We start from the raw sequence: 14,257 nt of genomic DNA, 5'->3' as shown, positions 1-14,257 counted from the left end.
CGGGTAGTGGTTACCCGCAAGGGAGATTGGTTCCCGATGGGTACTATTGGGCCATGCCGACGACTGCCGACACCTGCGACGACCCGAAGAGCGTCTATCTGGCGGCCTGCCCGTGCCGGGACATGCTCGACCTGCTCGCCAACAAGTGGAGCGCGCTCGCCCTGGGCGCCCTGGAGGACGGGCCGGAGCGCTTCGGCGCGCTGCGTGCGCGTCTCCAGGGCGTCAGCCCCAAGGTTCTCACTCAGACGCTGCGCCGCCTGGAGGACCACGGTCTGGTCCACCGCGAGATCTACCCGGAGGTCCCGCCGCGCGTCGAGTACAGCCTGACGCCCCTCGGTGAGGACGCCTGCCGCCCCCTGGCCCACCTGCGCACCTGGGTGGAGCAGAACATCGACCGGTTCCCCGCGGCTGACTGACCACCCCTCAGAGGGTGAGCAGTTCCTCGTGGAAGCCGCCGAAGCCCCGTTCCCGGTCGACGAGATGGATCTCCAGGATCCAGTGGCAGGTGCGGCCCGCCTTGTCGGTGCGGCGCAGCGGGGTGTCGTTGGCGGGGGCGATGTACGACTCGACGTCCGCGCCGTCGATCTTCTCGTGCGGGAACTCCCCGACCAGGTGTCCGGCGTGCCAGCCGCCCAGCTCCCAGCCCGCCTCGGTGGCGAGCCGGGCGACCTCGGCGTACAGCGCGGCACCGGTGATGCCGGGGTCGGCCTCGAAGGAACGCCGGCCGGCGGCGAACACCTCGGGCAGGTCGGCGCGCAGCCGCTGCTTGACCGGGTCGTCACCGAGGACGAAGGTGCGGCCGAAGTCGGCCTCGTACTCCTCGAAGATCGGCCCGAAGTCGGCGAAGACGATGTCGTCCGCGCCGATCACCCGGTCCGGCGGGTTCTCCTTGTACGGCAGCAGGGTGTTCGGGCCCGAGCGCACGATCCGCTTGTGCCAGTGCCGGGTCGTGCCGAACATCTCGTTCGCCAGGTCACGGACCCGGTCGCTGACCGCCCGCTCCTGCTCTCCGGCCGCGACGAGTCCGCGCGCCTCGATCTCCGCGAACAGCCGTGCGGCCTTGGCCTGGGCGTCGAGCAGGCGCGCCGCGCGCGTGGGTTCATCGTCAGCCATGGAAGCCATGGACCGAACCTAACGGAAGCCGTGCCGGGGCTCACGAAGAGCTGCCGGTGAACCGGCTAACTTGAGGAGTCACGAAAGCGACAAAGGCAAAGAAATACCAGGAAATCCCCCTTCTCCGTGTCTGTGAGGCTGTCCGTCATGAGCCTGAGCATCCGCAACCAGCTCCCCGGCACCGTCCTGGCCGTCACCCCGGGCGAGGTGATGGCGACCGTCAAGGTGCGCCTCGACGGCGGCCAGGACCTCACCGCCGCGATCACCCGGGAGGCGGTCGAGGACCTGGGGATCGCCGAGGGCTCGGCGGTACACGCCTTGGTGAAGTCCACCGAGGTCGCGCTCGCCACCGGTCCCGTGGTGGGCGTGTCCATCCGCAACCAGCTGCCGGGCACGGTCCGCGAGGTCGCCTCGGGCGGGGCGATGGCCACGGTCCGGGTCGGTGTCGACGGCGGCCAGGACGTCACCGCGGCGATCACCAGGGAAGCGGTCGCCGATCTCGGCCTGACGGCCGGCGTCCCGGTGGTGGCGCTGATCAAGTCGACCGAGGTGTCCCTGGCGACGGCATGACCGTGGACCGGGAGGTGTGAGCCCGTCCCCCGGGAAGGCAGACGGTCAGGCGACGGGCCGGAACCGGTCCGCTAGCGGACCGGCGCATCGCACGAGTGCGTCGAGCGGAGTTCACGAACATGTTCGTCACGACCTTGTTCGCGACGAACATGTTCGTTACAGTCGTGCCTGTCCTCGGAAACCCCCAGCCACCCCGGGAAGCAGGCACACCCATGAGCTCCACCCACTACCCGATCGTGATCATCGGCGGCGGCCTCGGCGGGCTGACACTGGCCCGCGTCCTGCACGTGGCCGGCGTCGGAAGCGTCGTCCTCGACCTGGAGGCGGGCCCGCACGTGCGCTCCCAGGGCGGCATGCTCGACCTGCACCGGGAGAGCGGCCAGGAGGCGCTGCACGCAGCCGGACTCCACGAGCAGTTCCGCGCCAGGGTGCACCCGGGCGGCGAGGCCGTGCGGGTCCTCGACAGGGCCGCCACCGTCCTGCTCGACCGGGAGGATCCCGGTACGTTCGAGCGGCCGGAGATCGACCGCGGCGACCTCCGCGACATCCTGCTCCGGTCCCTGCCCGAGGGCACCGTCCGCTGGCACAGCAAGGTCACCGAGGTCCGTCCGCTGGGCTCCGGCCGGCACCGTGTGACGCTCGACGACGGCACCGCCCTCACCACCGACCTGCTCGTGGGCGCGGACGGCGCCTGGTCCCGGGTCCGCCCGCTGCTCTCCGCCGCCCGGCCCTCCTACACCGGCATCTCCTTCGTCGAACTCGATCTCCTCGACGCGGACGCGCGCCACCCGGAGGCGGCCGCGCTGATCGGCGGCGGGATGTTCTTCGCGCTCGGCGGCCACAAGGGCTTCCTCGCCCACCGCGAGACCGACGGGAGCCTGCACGTCTACACCGCGCTGCGGGTGGCGGAGGAATGGCCGGCCGCCCTCGACGTCACCGACCCCGACTCCGTCAAGGCCGCCCTGCTGGCGGAGTTCGCCGACTGGGCGCCAGCCCTGCGCGCCCTGATCACCGAGGCCGACGGTCCCGCGGTCCCCCGGCCGATCCACGCGCTGCCCGTCGGGCACCGCTGGCCGCGCACCCCCGGTGTCACGCTCCTCGGCGACGCGGCCCACCTGATGTCGCCGTTCGCCGGCGAGGGCGCCAACCTCGCGATGATCGACGCCGCGGACCTCGGGAGGGCCCTCGTCGCGCACCCCGGGGACACCGAGGCGGCGCTCGCCGCCTACGAGGCGGTCCTCTTCCCGCGCGCCGAGAGCACCGCCCGCGACTCGGCACGGGGTCTCGACGTCCTCTTCCACGACCGGGCCCCGGGGACCCTGATCGAGATGTTCGCCGCCTTTGCCGAGGAATGACCCCGGGGGCGCCCAGGCTGACAGTGAACCGACAGCGCCCTTTCACCGGAAGCTCATGTCCAGGGTGGTCACTATCTGGATGCCGTCTGAACAGGTGGTGCTCGAAGGCCGTACCCCTGGACGGATCAACGAGAAGCTCCGCGGAAGGGAACCCCTCACATGACCAGCGCACCGCTCAACCCCTCAGCCGCACCGGGCCGTCGCACCGTCATGGCGGCGGCCGGAGCCGCGGGGCTCGCCGCCGCGCTGACCGCCTGCGGGTCGTCCGACGACAACTCGGGTTCGACCACCACGAACAACACGGGCGCCGGCTCCACCACCCAGGACAGCAACGGCACGGGCGGGGGCTCGACCGCGGCGGCCGGCGGCACCGCGCTCGCCAAGACCTCGGACATCCCCGAGGGCGGCGGCACGATCTACAAGGACCAGGCCGTGGTCGTCACCCAGCCGACGTCGGGCACCTACAAGGCGTTCTCGACGAAGTGCCCGCACGCGGGCTGCGCGGTGTCCAGCGTGGCCGACGGCGAGATCGTCTGCCCGTGTCACGGCAGCAAGTTCGCCATCGCGGACGGCAGCGTGAAGCAGGGTCCGGCGACGACCGGCCTGACCGCCGCGAACATCACGGTCGCCGGCGACCAGATCTCGCTGGCCTGACGCTCAGACCCGCCGGCGCGGGCGCTTGAGGCAGCCGAGCACCTCGTCCGTGGTCGCGACCGTGGCGACCAGAGCGAGCGTGTTGCGGACCATCGCGGGGGTGTACTCGGAGGGAACTCCCGCGATGGCGTCGGCCGGTACGACCGCCGTGTAGCCCAGGTTCACCGCGTCGAACACGGCATTGGGCACGGCCACGTTGGCCGAGACACCGGTGACGACCAGGGTGCGGCAGCCGAGGTTGCGCAGCAGCGGATCGACGTCGGTGCCCTGGATCGGTGACAGGCCGTGCAGCCGTCGTACGACGAGATCCTGCTCCGCGACCTCGATGGGGGGCGCCACGCGCACCGCCGCCGTACCGGAGAGCTGCTGGACCGGCAGCCGTTCGGCGGCGCGGAAGAGCCGGGCGTTGCGGTTCGCGCCCCGGCCGTCGGGACGGCGTTCGGCGATCGCGTGGATCACCTGGACGCCGGTGTCGTGCGCGGCGGCGACCAGCCGGGCGATGTTGGCGAGCGCGCCCGACGCGCGCGCCTCGTGGGCGAGTTCGGGCAGCGCGCTGTCCGGTCCCACCACGCCCTGCTGGCATTCGACGGTGAGCAGGACCGTGCTCACGGGATCGAGGATCTCCGCGAGTCGTTCGTACGACGACGGCATGACGCCCCCTTCCGCCTTGGTGCGGGGCGGGCGACACTAACCGCCATCGCGCGGGAACGGAAGAAGAGAAGAAGAGGGGGGCCGCATGACCGTCACGCAGCGCCGTGGCCGGAAGATCATGATGACGCCCGGTGAGCTGGACGAGTTCCTCACCAGCCAGCGCACCTGCCGGGTGGCGACCGTCTCGGCGTCCGGTGCGCCGCACGTGAGCGCCCTGTGGTTCGCGTGGGACGGCACGTCACTGTGGCTGTACTCGGTGGTGCGCAGCCAGCGCTGGAAGGACCTGACGCGTGACCCGCGGGTGGCGGTGGTCGTCGACTCCGGTGAGGAGTACGACAGTCTGCGTGGTGTCGAGCTCAGAGGGTCCGTCGAGTTCGTGGGCGAGGTCCCGCGCACCGGCGAACTCGTCGCCGAACTCGACTACGTGGAGACGCTGTTCGCCCGCAAGAACTTCGGCCTGGACGAGATGCCGCACGACGGCAGGCACGCCTGGGCCCGGCTGACGCCGACGAAGACCGCCTCCTGGGACTTCCGCAAGCTCGGCTCGGCGTAGGGCTGTCGGCGGAGCGGCGCGGTCAGGAGATCGCCTCGGCCGCGCCGCGCAGGGCCTGTACCGCCGCCCGGATCGACGGGCGGCGGTCGGCGTCCGCCCGCCAGACGACGTACACGTGGCGGCGTACCCGCTGCTTGAGCGGCACGGTCACGATGCCCTCGGGCACCGGGTGACGACCCAGCAGCGGGGCGATGCAGACTCCCAACCCGGCCGCCACCAGGTTGAGTTGGGTGTGCGTCTCGGCGGCTCGGTGCCCGACGATCGGTTCGACCCCGCGCGAGCGCAGCGTGAACATCAGCCACTCGTGGCAGAACTCGCCCTCGCCCCAGGTGATCCACTCGTCCTCGGCGAACTCCCCCAGGTCCACCTCGTCCCGGCCGGCGAGCCGGTGGCCGACCGGGAGGGCCACGTCGGCGGGGTCGTCGAGCAGGGGCGCCTTGACCAGCCCGTCGGGCAGCGGCATCGGCTTGTTGTACCAGTCCAGGACGACAGCGAGGTCGAGGTCGCCGCGGACCACCCCGGCGATGCCGCTCTCCGGTTCCAGTTCGCTGGAGCGGACGCGCAGGGCCGGGTGCCGGGTGCGCAGCGCGGCCAGCGCGGCCGGGAAGAGGCCGCGGGCGGCCGTCGGGAACGCCGACAACCGGAGTTCGCCGACGACCTGGCCCCGGTGCGCCTCCAGGTCGGACTGGGCCAGCTCCACCTGGGAGAGGATGCGGGCGGCGTGCTCGGCGAGCAGCCGCCCGGCGTCGGTGAGCCGGATGCCCCTGCCGTTCTTGGCGAGCAGCTGCTGGTCCACCTCGCGCTCCAGTTTGCCCATCTGCTGCGAGACGGCCGACGTCGTGACGTGCAGGGCGTCGGCGGCCCCGCTGACCGAGCCGTGCCGGGCGAGGGCGTCGAGGGTGCGCAGGCGCTCCAGGTTCAACATGTAAGTGATCCTACGAGGTACTGCGCGGGAAATCTCGATTGTGCTACGACGTCAGCTCCAGCAAGGTGGACGGTATGAGCACCGTGACCACCGCCGCGACCGGCGAGCCGACGCTTGCCGGCGATCGTCCCCGCCCCCGCCTCGACTGGCGTCTGCGCTTCGGCGTCCTGTCCCTGATCTGGGGCTTCAGCTTCCTCCTGATCAAGGTGGGGACGCAGGGGTACGCCCCGTTCCAGGTCACCCTTGGCAGGCTGGTGTTCGGCACGGCGGTGCTGGCGGCGGCGATGGCCTGGAAGCGGGAGCGGCTGCCGCGCGGGGCCCGCACCTGGGGCCGGCTGGCGGTCGCCGCGTTCCTGCTGAACGCGCTGCCGTTCTCCCTGTTCGCGTACTCCGAGCTGACGATCCCGTCCACCCTGGCCGGCATCTGCAACGCGACCTCGCCGCTGTGGGGGATGGCGCTGTCCCTGGTGGCCCTGTCGGAGGACCGGCCGACCCGGATCCGGTTCGCCGGGCTCGGCCTGGGCTTCCTCGGGGTGCTGACGGTGCTGGGGGCCTGGCAGGGCTTCCACGGGCTGGACGTCACGGGCACCGCGATGGCACTGCTGGCGTCGCTCAGCTATCCGATCGGCTGGATCTACGTCCGGCGGACCCTGGCGGGCACGGGGAACTCGCATCTGTCCATGACCGGGGCGCAGCTGCTCCTCGCGACAGTGCAACTGGCGGTCGTGACACCCCTGTTCACGTCCTTCCCGGGGCATGTCTCCTGGCTGCCCCTGCTGGCGATCGCCGCGCTGGGCGCGCTGGGCACCGGGCTCGCGGTGCTGATCCAGTACGGACTGGTCGCCGAGGTCGGCCCGACCACCGCCCAGATGGTCACGTACTTCATCCCGGTCATCGCCACGGCGGCGGGCGTCGCCGTGCTGGGCGAGTCGCTGCACTGGAGCACGCCGGTGGGGGCGGTGGTGGTGCTGGCGGGGGCGGCGCTCACCCAGATGCGACCCAGGACGAGCGCCTCCTGAGGCGCCCGGCTCCCGGGTCACACGCGTGGGTCCCGCCCCCCCCGACGAGCCTGTCCCCCTCGGGACACAGGCAAAGAACCCGGCCACCGGGCTACGCGAGTACCCGGCCCCTCCCCGGTCCCACCGCCGCCGCCACCGCCGCCGCCAGGCGGCCGGTCTCCTCGGGGGTCAGCGTCGAGACGGTGATCCGGATGCCCGGCGGGGTCGCCAGGCGGTAGCGCGCCCCCGGGGACACGCCCCACCCGGCGTGCAGCAGGCGGGACACCGCACCCGTCTCGTCCGGGACCGGGACCCAGACGTTCATGCCGCTGCGGCCGTGGGCCTGGACGCCCTGGTCGGCCAGCGCGTCGATGAGCAGGTCGCGGCGGGCCCGGTAGGCCGCGGCGACCGCCTGCCCGTCCACCGCGCCGTCCGCCCACATCCGGACCACCGTGCGCTGGAGCAGCCGGCTCACCCACCCCGGCCCCAGGCGCTGACGCCCCCGCACCCGGTCGACGGTGACCTCGTCGCCGGTCATGACGGCCAGGCGCAGGTCGGGGCCGTAGGCCTTGGCGACCGAGCGGAGGAAGGCCCAGTGGTGGGTCACGCCCACCAGGGGGTGCAGGGGAAGGTCGACGATGCCGTGCCCGTGGTCGTCCTCGATCAGCACGGTGTGCGGGTGGGCGCGCAGGACGGCCCGCAGGGCTCGGGCGCGCGGGGCGCTCACCGCGGCGCCGGTGGGGTTGTGCGCCCGCGCCGTGACGATCAGGGCACGCGCCCCCGACTCGAGCGCGCGGCGCAGTCCGTCGGGGCGCGGTCCCTCGTCGTCCACCGGCACCGGCACGGTACGCAGGCCGAGCGCGGGGACGAGATCCAGGGTGCGGCCCCAGCCGGGATCCTCGACGGCGACCGGGTCCCCGGGGCGGTGGTGGGCCAGCAGGACGCGTTCGACGGCGTCGAGGGAGCCCGAGGTGACCGTGACCGGACCGGCGGGCACGCCGTCGGTGGCGAAACCCGCACGTGAGACGCGCTCCAGTTCCGGCTCGACCGGATCGGCGCCGTAGAGGACCGGGGCGCGGTCTCCCTCCGCCGCCACGGCCGCCAGCACCGGCGCGAGGGCGGGCAGCAGCGCGGGGTCGGGGTTGCCCGAGGACAGGTCGCGCACCCCGGCCGGTACGTCCACCCTGATCCCGTCACGTCCGGTGGTGGCCGGCTTGGACCGGACCCGGCTGCCCCGGCGGCCGGCGGTCTCGATGACCCCACGGTCGCGCAGGGTGCGGTACGCGGCCGCGACCGTATTGGGATTCACCCCGAGCCGGGTCGCCAACTCCCGCATCGGAGGCAGCAGTTGCCCTGGTTCCAGCTCTCCGGAACCCACCGCGCGCTCGACGCTGGCGGCAATCTCCGCTGCGCCACGCCCTTCGATCCGATATTCTCCTAGCACAAAGCAGATTATGCACTAGTGCAATGGAGTTCCGCAATGGAGACAGCCCAGCCGGCGACCGTACCGGCCCAGCCCGCCGCCTACGAGCCGACCGACCGCACCGTCCCCACGCGCGCGGCGCACAAGGCGTCGTACGACAAGGAAGTGGTGCACGCGATCCTCGACGAGGGCTACGTCTGCCATCTCGGCTTCGTGCGCGACGGCGCGCCGGTGGTCCTGCCGACGCTGTACGGCCGGGTCGGCGAGGTGCTCTACCTGCACGGTTCGACGGGCTCCCGCCCGCTGCGGATGACCGGGCAGACCGACCCCGGGCTCCCGGTGTGCGTGACGGTCACCCATGTCGACGGCCTGGTGCTGGCCCGCTCCGCCTTCCACCACTCGGTCAACTACCGCTCGGTCGTGGTGCACGGCGTCGCCCACCAGGTCACCGACCCCGAGGAGAAGCGCCTCGCCCTGGACGCGCTGGTCGACCATGTGGTGACGGGCCGCTCCGCGGACTCCCGCCCGGCCGACAAGAAGGAACTGGCCGCGACCGCGGTGATCCGCCTCGACCTGGACGAGGTCTCCGCGAAGACCCGCACGGGCGGCGCGCTCGACGAGCCGGAGGACATGGACCTCCCGTACTGGGCGGGCGTGCTGCCGCTGCGCAAGGGCTACGAAGCCCCGGTCCCGAACGACGACCTGGCCGTGGACATAGCGGTCCCGGGATATCTGACGGCCCGCTGAGGTCGCGGCACACCGAGGGGCGCTGGGCACCCCCGGCCGGAGGCCGGGGGAGGAACCGCGCGGCCGGAGAGCGGGGGTGGAACCGCGCGGCCGGAGAGCGGGGGTGGAACCGCGCGGCCGGAGAGCGGGCAGGGAACCGCGGAACCGCGCGGCCGGAGACCGGGGGAGGGAGGGCGTGGCTGGAGGCCGAGGAGGGAACGGCGGGGCCGGCCGCCGTCCACCGGCAGCCGGTGACGCTCAGACAGCCGGGCCGGTGACGCTCAGACAGCCGGCTCCCGCGCGACGGCCTCACCACGCGCCCGGGGTTCGGCGGAGCCCTTCGCGGGCGTGGCGGACTGCGCGATGAACGCCCCGGCCAGCACCACGACCCCGCCCAGCACCTGCGGCGCGCCCAGCCGCTCCCCCAGCAGCACCCACGCCAGCACGGTCGCCACCACCGCCTCCAGGCAGGCCACCACCCCCGCCACCTGCGGCGAGAGCCGCCGCACCGACAGCACCCCCGTGACGTACGCGACGACCGTCGCGACCAGCACGATCCACCCCAGCAGGGCCACCGCCGGCACGGCCACCCCGTGCATCCGCGCGGAGCCGCCGAGCACCGACCAGTCCATCTCCCACGGCCGGGCCACCACGGTGAGCAGCCCCGCACCCACCAGCAGGCCGTACGCGATCACGCCCAGCGGGTCCACGCCCTCGCCGCCCCCGTGGTCGGCCAGCACGAAGTACCCCACCTGGCAGCAGGCCGCGGCCAGCGCCAGCGCCAGCCCCAGGGCGTCGAAGCGCAGCCCCGACCACACCTCCACGACGCAGGCGAGGCCGCCCGCCGCGAGGACCACTCCGAGCGCGGCGGCCCGACTCACCGGCCGTCGCTGCACGAAGCGGACCCAGCCGAGCACCAGCGCGGGAGCGAGGTACTCCACGAGCAGCGCCACCCCGACGGGTATCCGGGATATCGCGGCGAAGTAGCAGGCCTGGACACCCGCGACGGCGAGCAGGCCGAACCCGGCGAGCAGCGCGGGCCGGCGGCGCGGCAGGTCACGGTGGCGGACGGCGAGCGGAAGCATCACCAGGGCGGCACCGGCCACCCGCAGCCACACCACGTGCAGCGGCGCGAGCCCCGCCTCGATCAGGGGCTTGGCGGCGACACCGGAGCCGCCGAAGGCGAGCGCCGAGCCGAGGGCGAGCAGGAGCCCGAGGCTCTTTCCATGGCTGCTGTCAGTGGTGTGCACCGGCACATGATGGCAGGGGACGACATGACCGTCACCCCCCATGACACCTGTCTCAACGGCTGGACGTGCGGTTTTCCACGCCGGGGTCCGACAGCCCGCCGTCCGCGTCGATCCGCGCGGCCAGGTCGCGAGCGGCCACACCCGCCCGTTCCAGCACCTGCACGGCCCGCGACTCCGGGTCGACGACCAGCCCCGCGAGGAGGTCGACGCCCTGGGCGCGGGTGCCGCCGCGGCGCCGAGCGCGGCTGCGGGCGTACTCCACGGCGGCCGTCGCCACCGGAGACCAGGCACCCTCGGTCCTCCCGTCGCGCCTTCCCTCACCTGGCCCGACGGACGGCAACGCGCCGGAGTCCTCGACCCCGCTCTGCCAGCGCAGGCCGTAGCCGATGCTGCGCTGCACGAGGTAGCCGAGCAGCCGGGCGAGTTGCGGAGCGTCGCCGACGAGGTCGCGGACCTCCGGGTCGTACTCGATCAGGGAGTGCAGCAGATGGGCGGTGTCGACCTGGCGGTCCCCGTCCCGCACGGCCCGGCGGCGGGCACCGGCGACCACCGCTGCCAGCTCGGCACCGAGCCCGGCATCGTCGTCCGCGTGGATACCGCCCTGGTCCTGGGCGGGCTGGCGGGGAATACGGGGTTGCACACCTCTACCCCATCAACCCGGGGCGGCCGAGTCATCCGCGAGGGGGAGCATTTCCGCGTCCCACACAGAGTGGACCCCGGTGGCGCCGATCTCCTCCTTACGGATGAGATCAGGCCGGTTCCGGCAGAAAGGCGCGCGCCTCCTTGCCGTGCGCCCCGTACGCAACCGTCGCGCACCCGCCGTACGTCCTCCTCCGATGTGGAAAGCGGGTGCTGTTGCTGGCTGGTCGTCCTGCCGGCGGTCGACGGGAGGCAGTACGCGTACCGGGTGCACGCCCCGGCGGACGCACTGCTCGCGGACCTGTTCTGGGACGCCTGGCACTGTCACGACGAGGGCCCGCACCCGCGCGCGTGGGACCTGTTCGACGCGGCGGTGATACGGCGGGTGGGTCCGCACATTTCCTGACGGTTCATCAGTATTGAATGTTCGAGGCCCTGCGGCTACGTTCCGCGACACCGTAGCCCGACACGAAGGGGTGGCCCGATGGCGGAAGTCAGCGCGGAGGCACGCATCCAGGCACCGGCCGAGAAGGTGTGGGCGCAGCTCACCGACTGGCCGGCGTACGGGGAGTGGAACGCGACCCACACCAACTTCCCGAAGGGCGGTCCGGAGACCCTGGCGGTGGGCGGGACCTTCCAGGAGAACATGAAGCTGATGGGTTTCCCGGCGGAGGTCGAGTGGACCATCGAGGAGCTGGAGCCGGCCCGGGTGCTCGCGATCCGCGGCAAGGGGCCGATGGCGGTGACCGTCGCGACGCGGTACACGCTGACGCCGGACGGGGACGCCACGGGGGTGCGGATCGACGGCGAGTTCACGGGCGCGGCCGTGTCGCTGATGGCGGGCAAGCTCAAGGACTCGGCGACGGCGGCGCTGAACGAGTCGCTGCGCAAGCTGGGCGGCCTGGTGGCCTGAGCCCGGCCGCGCACCCCTCCCCGCATACGCGAAGGCGCCCCGCGGAGTGGTCCGCGGGACGCCCGGTGCGCCGTCGATCAGCTCTCGCCGGCAAGCCCTTGTCAGCCAGCCCTCGCCGGTCAGTCCTCGTCGGCGAGGATGAGGTACAGCTTCTTGCGGGTCTCGTTGATGACGGCCAGCGCCTTCTCACGCTGTTCCTTCGTGCCGGTCTTCCAGACCTGCCCGAAGGCCTCCATCAGGCCGAAGCCGGCCTGGCGGATCTCGCCGAGCGCCTCGAAGTCGACCCCGCGGGAAGCCTCCTCCCAGGGGGCGTCCGGGCCCTCGTCGGCGGCGGTGCGGCCGCTGTCGGTGAGGGAGAACAGCTTCTTGCCGCCCTCGCTCTCACTGGCGATCAGGCCCTCGTCCTCCAGCAGCTGCAGGGTGGGGTAGACCGAGCCGGGGCTGGGCTTCCACGCGCCGCCGCTGCGCTCGGCGATCTCCTGGATCATCTCGTATCCGTGCATCGGGCGGTCCTTCAGCAGGGCCAGGATCGAGGCCCGTACGTCACCGCGCCGTGCCCTTCCCCTCGGGCCGCCGCGTCCTCGCGGTCCCCAGTGCCCCGGTCCGAAACCGGGCCCACCGGGGCCGAAGCCGGGGCCACCCGGACCGAAGGGCCCGAACGCCGCACGGCGACCCTCACGTCCGCCGGAACCACCACGGCCACCCTTCGCGCGGGGGCCGTCCTGTCCATGTCCACGCTCGAATCCGTGGGAACGCATGGCAATCACTCCATTCCATCGTTGATCTGTCGCGTATCGTTCGCGATGTCTCAACGATATATCGGAACAGTTCGCCTGACAACCCCCTCCCGATTCCCGCGGGCGGATTCAACTGGGACGTTGCATGACCATGCGGTCTGATGCATAATCTTCCTATGTCCAAGGTCCTCACCTCCCTTCCCGCCGGCGAGCGCGTCGGCATCGCCTTCTCCGGCGGGCTCGACACCTCGGTCGCGGTCGCGTGGATGCGCGACAAGGGCGCCGTCCCGTGCACCTACACCGCCGACATCGGCCAGTACGACGAGCCCGACATCGCGTCGGTGCCCGGCCGTGCGCACACCTACGGCGCCGAGATCGCGCGCCTGGTCGACTGCCGGGCCGCGCTGGTCGAGGAGGGCCTGGCCGCGCTGACCTGCGGCGCGTTCCACATCCGCTCGGGCGGGCGGGCGTACTTCAACACCACGCCGCTCGGCCGGGCGGTCACCGGCACGCTGCTGGTGCGGGCCATGCTGGAGGACGACGTCCAGATCTGGGGCGACGGCTCGACCTTCAAGGGCAACGACATCGAGCGGTTCTACCGCTACGGGCTGCTCGCCAACCCGCACCTGCGGATCTACAAGCCCTGGCTGGACGCGGACTTCGTGACCGAGCTCGGCGGCCGCAAGGAGATGTCCGAATGGCTGGTGGCCCACGGGCTGCCGTACCGGGACAGCACGGAGAAGGCGTACTCCACGGACGCCAACATCTGGGGCGCCACGCACGAGGCGAAGACCCTGGAGCACCTGGACAACGGCATCGAGACCGTCGAGCCGATCATGGGCGTGCGGTTCTGGGACCCCGAGGTCGAGATCCTGCCCGAGGACGTGACGATCGGCTTCGACCAGGGCCGGCCGGTGACGATCAACGGCAAGGAGTTCGGGACCGCCGTCGAGCTGGTCATGGAGGCCAACGCGATCGGCGGCCGGCATGGGCTCGGCATGTCGGACCAGATCGAGAATCGGATCATCGAGGCGAAGAGCCGGGGCATCTACGAGGCGCCGGGCATGGCGCTGCTGCACGCGGCCTACGAGCGGCTGGTCAACGCGATCCACAACGAGGACACGGTCGCGCAGTACCACAACGAGGGTCGGCGTCTCGGCCGCCTCATGTACGAGGGCCGGTGGCTGGACCCGCAGGCGCTGATGATCCGGGAGTCGCTGCAGCGGTGGGTCGGGGCGGCGGTCACCGGTGAGGTGACGCTGCGGCTGCGGCGCGGCGAGGACTACTCGATCCTCGACACGACCGGGCCCGCCTTCAGCTACCACCCCGACAAGCTGTCGATGGAGCGCACCGAGGACGCCGCGTTCGGTCCGGTGGACCGGATCGGCCAGCTGACGATGCGGAACCTCGACATCGCCGACTCACGCGCGAAGCTGGAGCAGTACGCCGGGCTGGGTCTGATCGGCTCCGCGAACCCGGCGATCGGGGCGGCGCAGGCGGCGGCGACCGGGCTCATCGGCAGCATGCCGGAGGGGGGCGCCGAGGCGATCGCGTCTCGTGGCGAGGCCGCGTCGGACGCCGACGAGCTGCTGGACCGGGCCGCGATGGAACTGGGCACGGACTGAGCGACACGCTCAGAGGGGGCCGACTCGTCAAGGGTCGGCCCCTTTTCGTTGCCATGGGGTGGATTGCCGGACGGGGAGCGGGAGCCTGGGCCGGCGGCGGGGGCGACAGGTGGTGGGCGGGTGCG

The 14,257-nt window shown here is 72.4% G+C and carries 17 protein-coding genes; 10 read left to right on the top strand and 7 right to left on the bottom strand.

The window, feature by feature from the left end:
* Nucleotides 1-53: 53 nt before the first annotated feature.
* Complete coding sequence (locus MB828_RS36970) at nucleotides 54-416, top strand: winged helix-turn-helix transcriptional regulator (RefSeq protein WP_430381487.1); 363 nt, start codon at nucleotides 54-56, stop codon at nucleotides 414-416.
* Between the two features lie 7 nt (nucleotides 417-423).
* On the opposite strand, the gene MB828_RS36965 is transcribed toward MB828_RS36970, so the two are convergent.
* Nucleotides 424-1,113, bottom strand: a complete 690-nt coding sequence (locus MB828_RS36965) for a M24 family metallopeptidase (RefSeq protein WP_133024704.1) — start codon at nucleotides 1,111-1,113, stop codon at nucleotides 424-426.
* A 147-nt stretch (nucleotides 1,114-1,260) separates the two neighbouring features.
* Here MB828_RS36965 and MB828_RS36960 point away from each other — a divergent pair, with 147 nt between their 5' ends.
* From MB828_RS36960 to MB828_RS36950, 3 genes are all read left to right on the top strand, one after another.
* Nucleotides 1,261-1,683, top strand: a complete 423-nt coding sequence (locus tag MB828_RS36960; RefSeq protein WP_301651987.1) for a TOBE domain-containing protein — start codon at nucleotides 1,261-1,263, stop codon at nucleotides 1,681-1,683.
* 212 nt (nucleotides 1,684-1,895) lie between these two features.
* Complete coding sequence (locus MB828_RS36955) at nucleotides 1,896-3,038, top strand: FAD-dependent oxidoreductase (RefSeq protein WP_301651986.1); 1,143 nt, start codon at nucleotides 1,896-1,898, stop codon at nucleotides 3,036-3,038.
* Between the two features lie 159 nt (nucleotides 3,039-3,197).
* Nucleotides 3,198-3,692: a Rieske (2Fe-2S) protein gene (locus MB828_RS36950; RefSeq protein WP_301651985.1), complete on the top strand. Its 495-nt coding sequence runs from the start codon at nucleotides 3,198-3,200 to the stop codon at nucleotides 3,690-3,692.
* A 3-nt stretch (nucleotides 3,693-3,695) separates the two neighbouring features.
* Here the strand turns inward: MB828_RS36950 and MB828_RS36945 are convergent, their stop codons facing one another.
* On the bottom strand, nucleotides 3,696-4,343 hold the full coding sequence (locus MB828_RS36945) for a cysteine hydrolase (RefSeq protein ID WP_301651984.1): 648 nt from the start codon (nucleotides 4,341-4,343) through the stop codon (nucleotides 3,696-3,698).
* An 85-nt stretch (nucleotides 4,344-4,428) separates the two neighbouring features.
* Between MB828_RS36945 and MB828_RS36940 the strand changes: the two genes are divergently transcribed.
* On the top strand, nucleotides 4,429-4,896 hold the full coding sequence (locus MB828_RS36940; RefSeq protein ID WP_046727211.1) for a pyridoxamine 5'-phosphate oxidase family protein: 468 nt from the start codon (nucleotides 4,429-4,431) through the stop codon (nucleotides 4,894-4,896).
* Between the two features lie 22 nt (nucleotides 4,897-4,918).
* Here MB828_RS36940 and MB828_RS36935 read toward each other — a convergent pair whose 3' ends face one another.
* Nucleotides 4,919-5,821, bottom strand: coding sequence for a LysR family transcriptional regulator (locus tag MB828_RS36935; protein ID WP_133024699.1), 903 nt, complete (start codon nucleotides 5,819-5,821; stop codon nucleotides 4,919-4,921).
* Nucleotides 5,822-5,895: 74 nt separating this feature from the next.
* Between MB828_RS36935 and MB828_RS36930 the strand changes: the two genes are divergently transcribed.
* Entirely contained in the window at nucleotides 5,896-6,840 is a 945-nt protein-coding gene (locus tag MB828_RS36930; protein ID WP_301651983.1) for a DMT family transporter, read from the top strand.
* A 91-nt stretch (nucleotides 6,841-6,931) separates the two neighbouring features.
* On the opposite strand, the gene MB828_RS36925 is transcribed toward MB828_RS36930, so the two are convergent.
* Nucleotides 6,932-8,263, bottom strand: coding sequence for an aminotransferase class I/II-fold pyridoxal phosphate-dependent enzyme (locus MB828_RS36925; RefSeq protein WP_301651982.1), 1,332 nt, complete (start codon nucleotides 8,261-8,263; stop codon nucleotides 6,932-6,934).
* Nucleotides 8,264-8,299: 36 nt separating this feature from the next.
* Here MB828_RS36925 and MB828_RS36920 point away from each other — a divergent pair, with 36 nt between their 5' ends.
* Complete coding sequence (locus tag MB828_RS36920) at nucleotides 8,300-8,989, top strand: pyridoxamine 5'-phosphate oxidase family protein (protein ID WP_133024696.1); 690 nt, start codon at nucleotides 8,300-8,302, stop codon at nucleotides 8,987-8,989.
* Between the two features lie 260 nt (nucleotides 8,990-9,249).
* Here MB828_RS36920 and MB828_RS36915 read toward each other — a convergent pair whose 3' ends face one another.
* Nucleotides 9,250-10,224, bottom strand: coding sequence for an EamA family transporter (locus MB828_RS36915; RefSeq protein WP_301652015.1), 975 nt, complete (start codon nucleotides 10,222-10,224; stop codon nucleotides 9,250-9,252).
* A 46-nt stretch (nucleotides 10,225-10,270) separates the two neighbouring features.
* Nucleotides 10,271-10,858 carry a Clp protease N-terminal domain-containing protein gene (locus tag MB828_RS36910; protein ID WP_301651981.1) on the bottom strand — a complete coding sequence of 196 codons (588 nt, stop codon included), beginning with the start codon at nucleotides 10,856-10,858 and terminating at the stop codon, nucleotides 10,271-10,273.
* A gap of 198 nt (nucleotides 10,859-11,056) precedes the next feature.
* Here MB828_RS36910 and MB828_RS36905 point away from each other — a divergent pair, with 198 nt between their 5' ends.
* Nucleotides 11,057-11,263 carry a hypothetical protein gene (locus MB828_RS36905; RefSeq protein ID WP_301651980.1) on the top strand — a complete coding sequence of 69 codons (207 nt, stop codon included), beginning with the start codon at nucleotides 11,057-11,059 and terminating at the stop codon, nucleotides 11,261-11,263.
* Between the two features lie 78 nt (nucleotides 11,264-11,341).
* Nucleotides 11,342-11,770 carry a type II toxin-antitoxin system Rv0910 family toxin gene (locus MB828_RS36900; RefSeq protein WP_046727218.1) on the top strand — a complete coding sequence of 143 codons (429 nt, stop codon included), beginning with the start codon at nucleotides 11,342-11,344 and terminating at the stop codon, nucleotides 11,768-11,770.
* A 119-nt stretch (nucleotides 11,771-11,889) separates the two neighbouring features.
* Here the strand turns inward: MB828_RS36900 and MB828_RS36895 are convergent, their stop codons facing one another.
* A complete protein-coding gene (locus MB828_RS36895; protein ID WP_301651979.1) occupies nucleotides 11,890-12,528 on the bottom strand; it encodes a PadR family transcriptional regulator in 639 nt (212 codons plus the stop codon).
* A gap of 155 nt (nucleotides 12,529-12,683) precedes the next feature.
* Here MB828_RS36895 and argG point away from each other — a divergent pair, with 155 nt between their 5' ends.
* Entirely contained in the window at nucleotides 12,684-14,132 is a 1,449-nt protein-coding gene (gene argG, locus MB828_RS36890; protein ID WP_301651978.1) for an argininosuccinate synthase, read from the top strand.
* The last annotated feature ends 125 nt before the right edge of the window (nucleotides 14,133-14,257 follow it).

Source organism: Streptomyces arenae, assembly GCF_022343545.1.
GTDB lineage: Bacteria > Actinomycetota > Actinomycetes > Streptomycetales > Streptomycetaceae > Streptomyces > Streptomyces humi.
This window is presented reverse-complemented; position numbering and strand designations above follow the sequence as displayed.

Bases quoted from the DNA above. Each gene is read 5' to 3' on its own strand.
- MB828_RS36970 (WP_430381487.1), top strand. From the start codon at position 54: ATGCCGACGACTGCCGACACCTGCGACGACCCGAAGAGCGTCTATCTG.
- MB828_RS36965 (WP_133024704.1), bottom strand. From the start codon at position 1,113: ATGGCTGACGATGAACCCACGCGCGCGGCGCGCCTGCTCGACGCCCAG.
- MB828_RS36960 (WP_301651987.1), top strand. From the start codon at position 1,261: ATGAGCCTGAGCATCCGCAACCAGCTCCCCGGCACCGTCCTGGCCGTC.
- MB828_RS36955 (WP_301651986.1), top strand. From the start codon at position 1,896: ATGAGCTCCACCCACTACCCGATCGTGATCATCGGCGGCGGCCTCGGC.
- MB828_RS36950 (WP_301651985.1), top strand. From the start codon at position 3,198: ATGACCAGCGCACCGCTCAACCCCTCAGCCGCACCGGGCCGTCGCACC.
- MB828_RS36945 (WP_301651984.1), bottom strand. From the start codon at position 4,343: ATGCCGTCGTCGTACGAACGACTCGCGGAGATCCTCGATCCCGTGAGC.
- MB828_RS36940 (WP_046727211.1), top strand. From the start codon at position 4,429: ATGACCGTCACGCAGCGCCGTGGCCGGAAGATCATGATGACGCCCGGT.
- MB828_RS36935 (WP_133024699.1), bottom strand. From the start codon at position 5,821: ATGTTGAACCTGGAGCGCCTGCGCACCCTCGACGCCCTCGCCCGGCAC.
- MB828_RS36930 (WP_301651983.1), top strand. From the start codon at position 5,896: ATGAGCACCGTGACCACCGCCGCGACCGGCGAGCCGACGCTTGCCGGC.
- MB828_RS36920 (WP_133024696.1), top strand. From the start codon at position 8,300: ATGGAGACAGCCCAGCCGGCGACCGTACCGGCCCAGCCCGCCGCCTAC.
- MB828_RS36900 (WP_046727218.1), top strand. From the start codon at position 11,342: ATGGCGGAAGTCAGCGCGGAGGCACGCATCCAGGCACCGGCCGAGAAG.
- MB828_RS36895 (WP_301651979.1), bottom strand. From the start codon at position 12,528: ATGCGTTCCCACGGATTCGAGCGTGGACATGGACAGGACGGCCCCCGC.
- argG (WP_301651978.1), top strand. From the start codon at position 12,684: ATGTCCAAGGTCCTCACCTCCCTTCCCGCCGGCGAGCGCGTCGGCATC.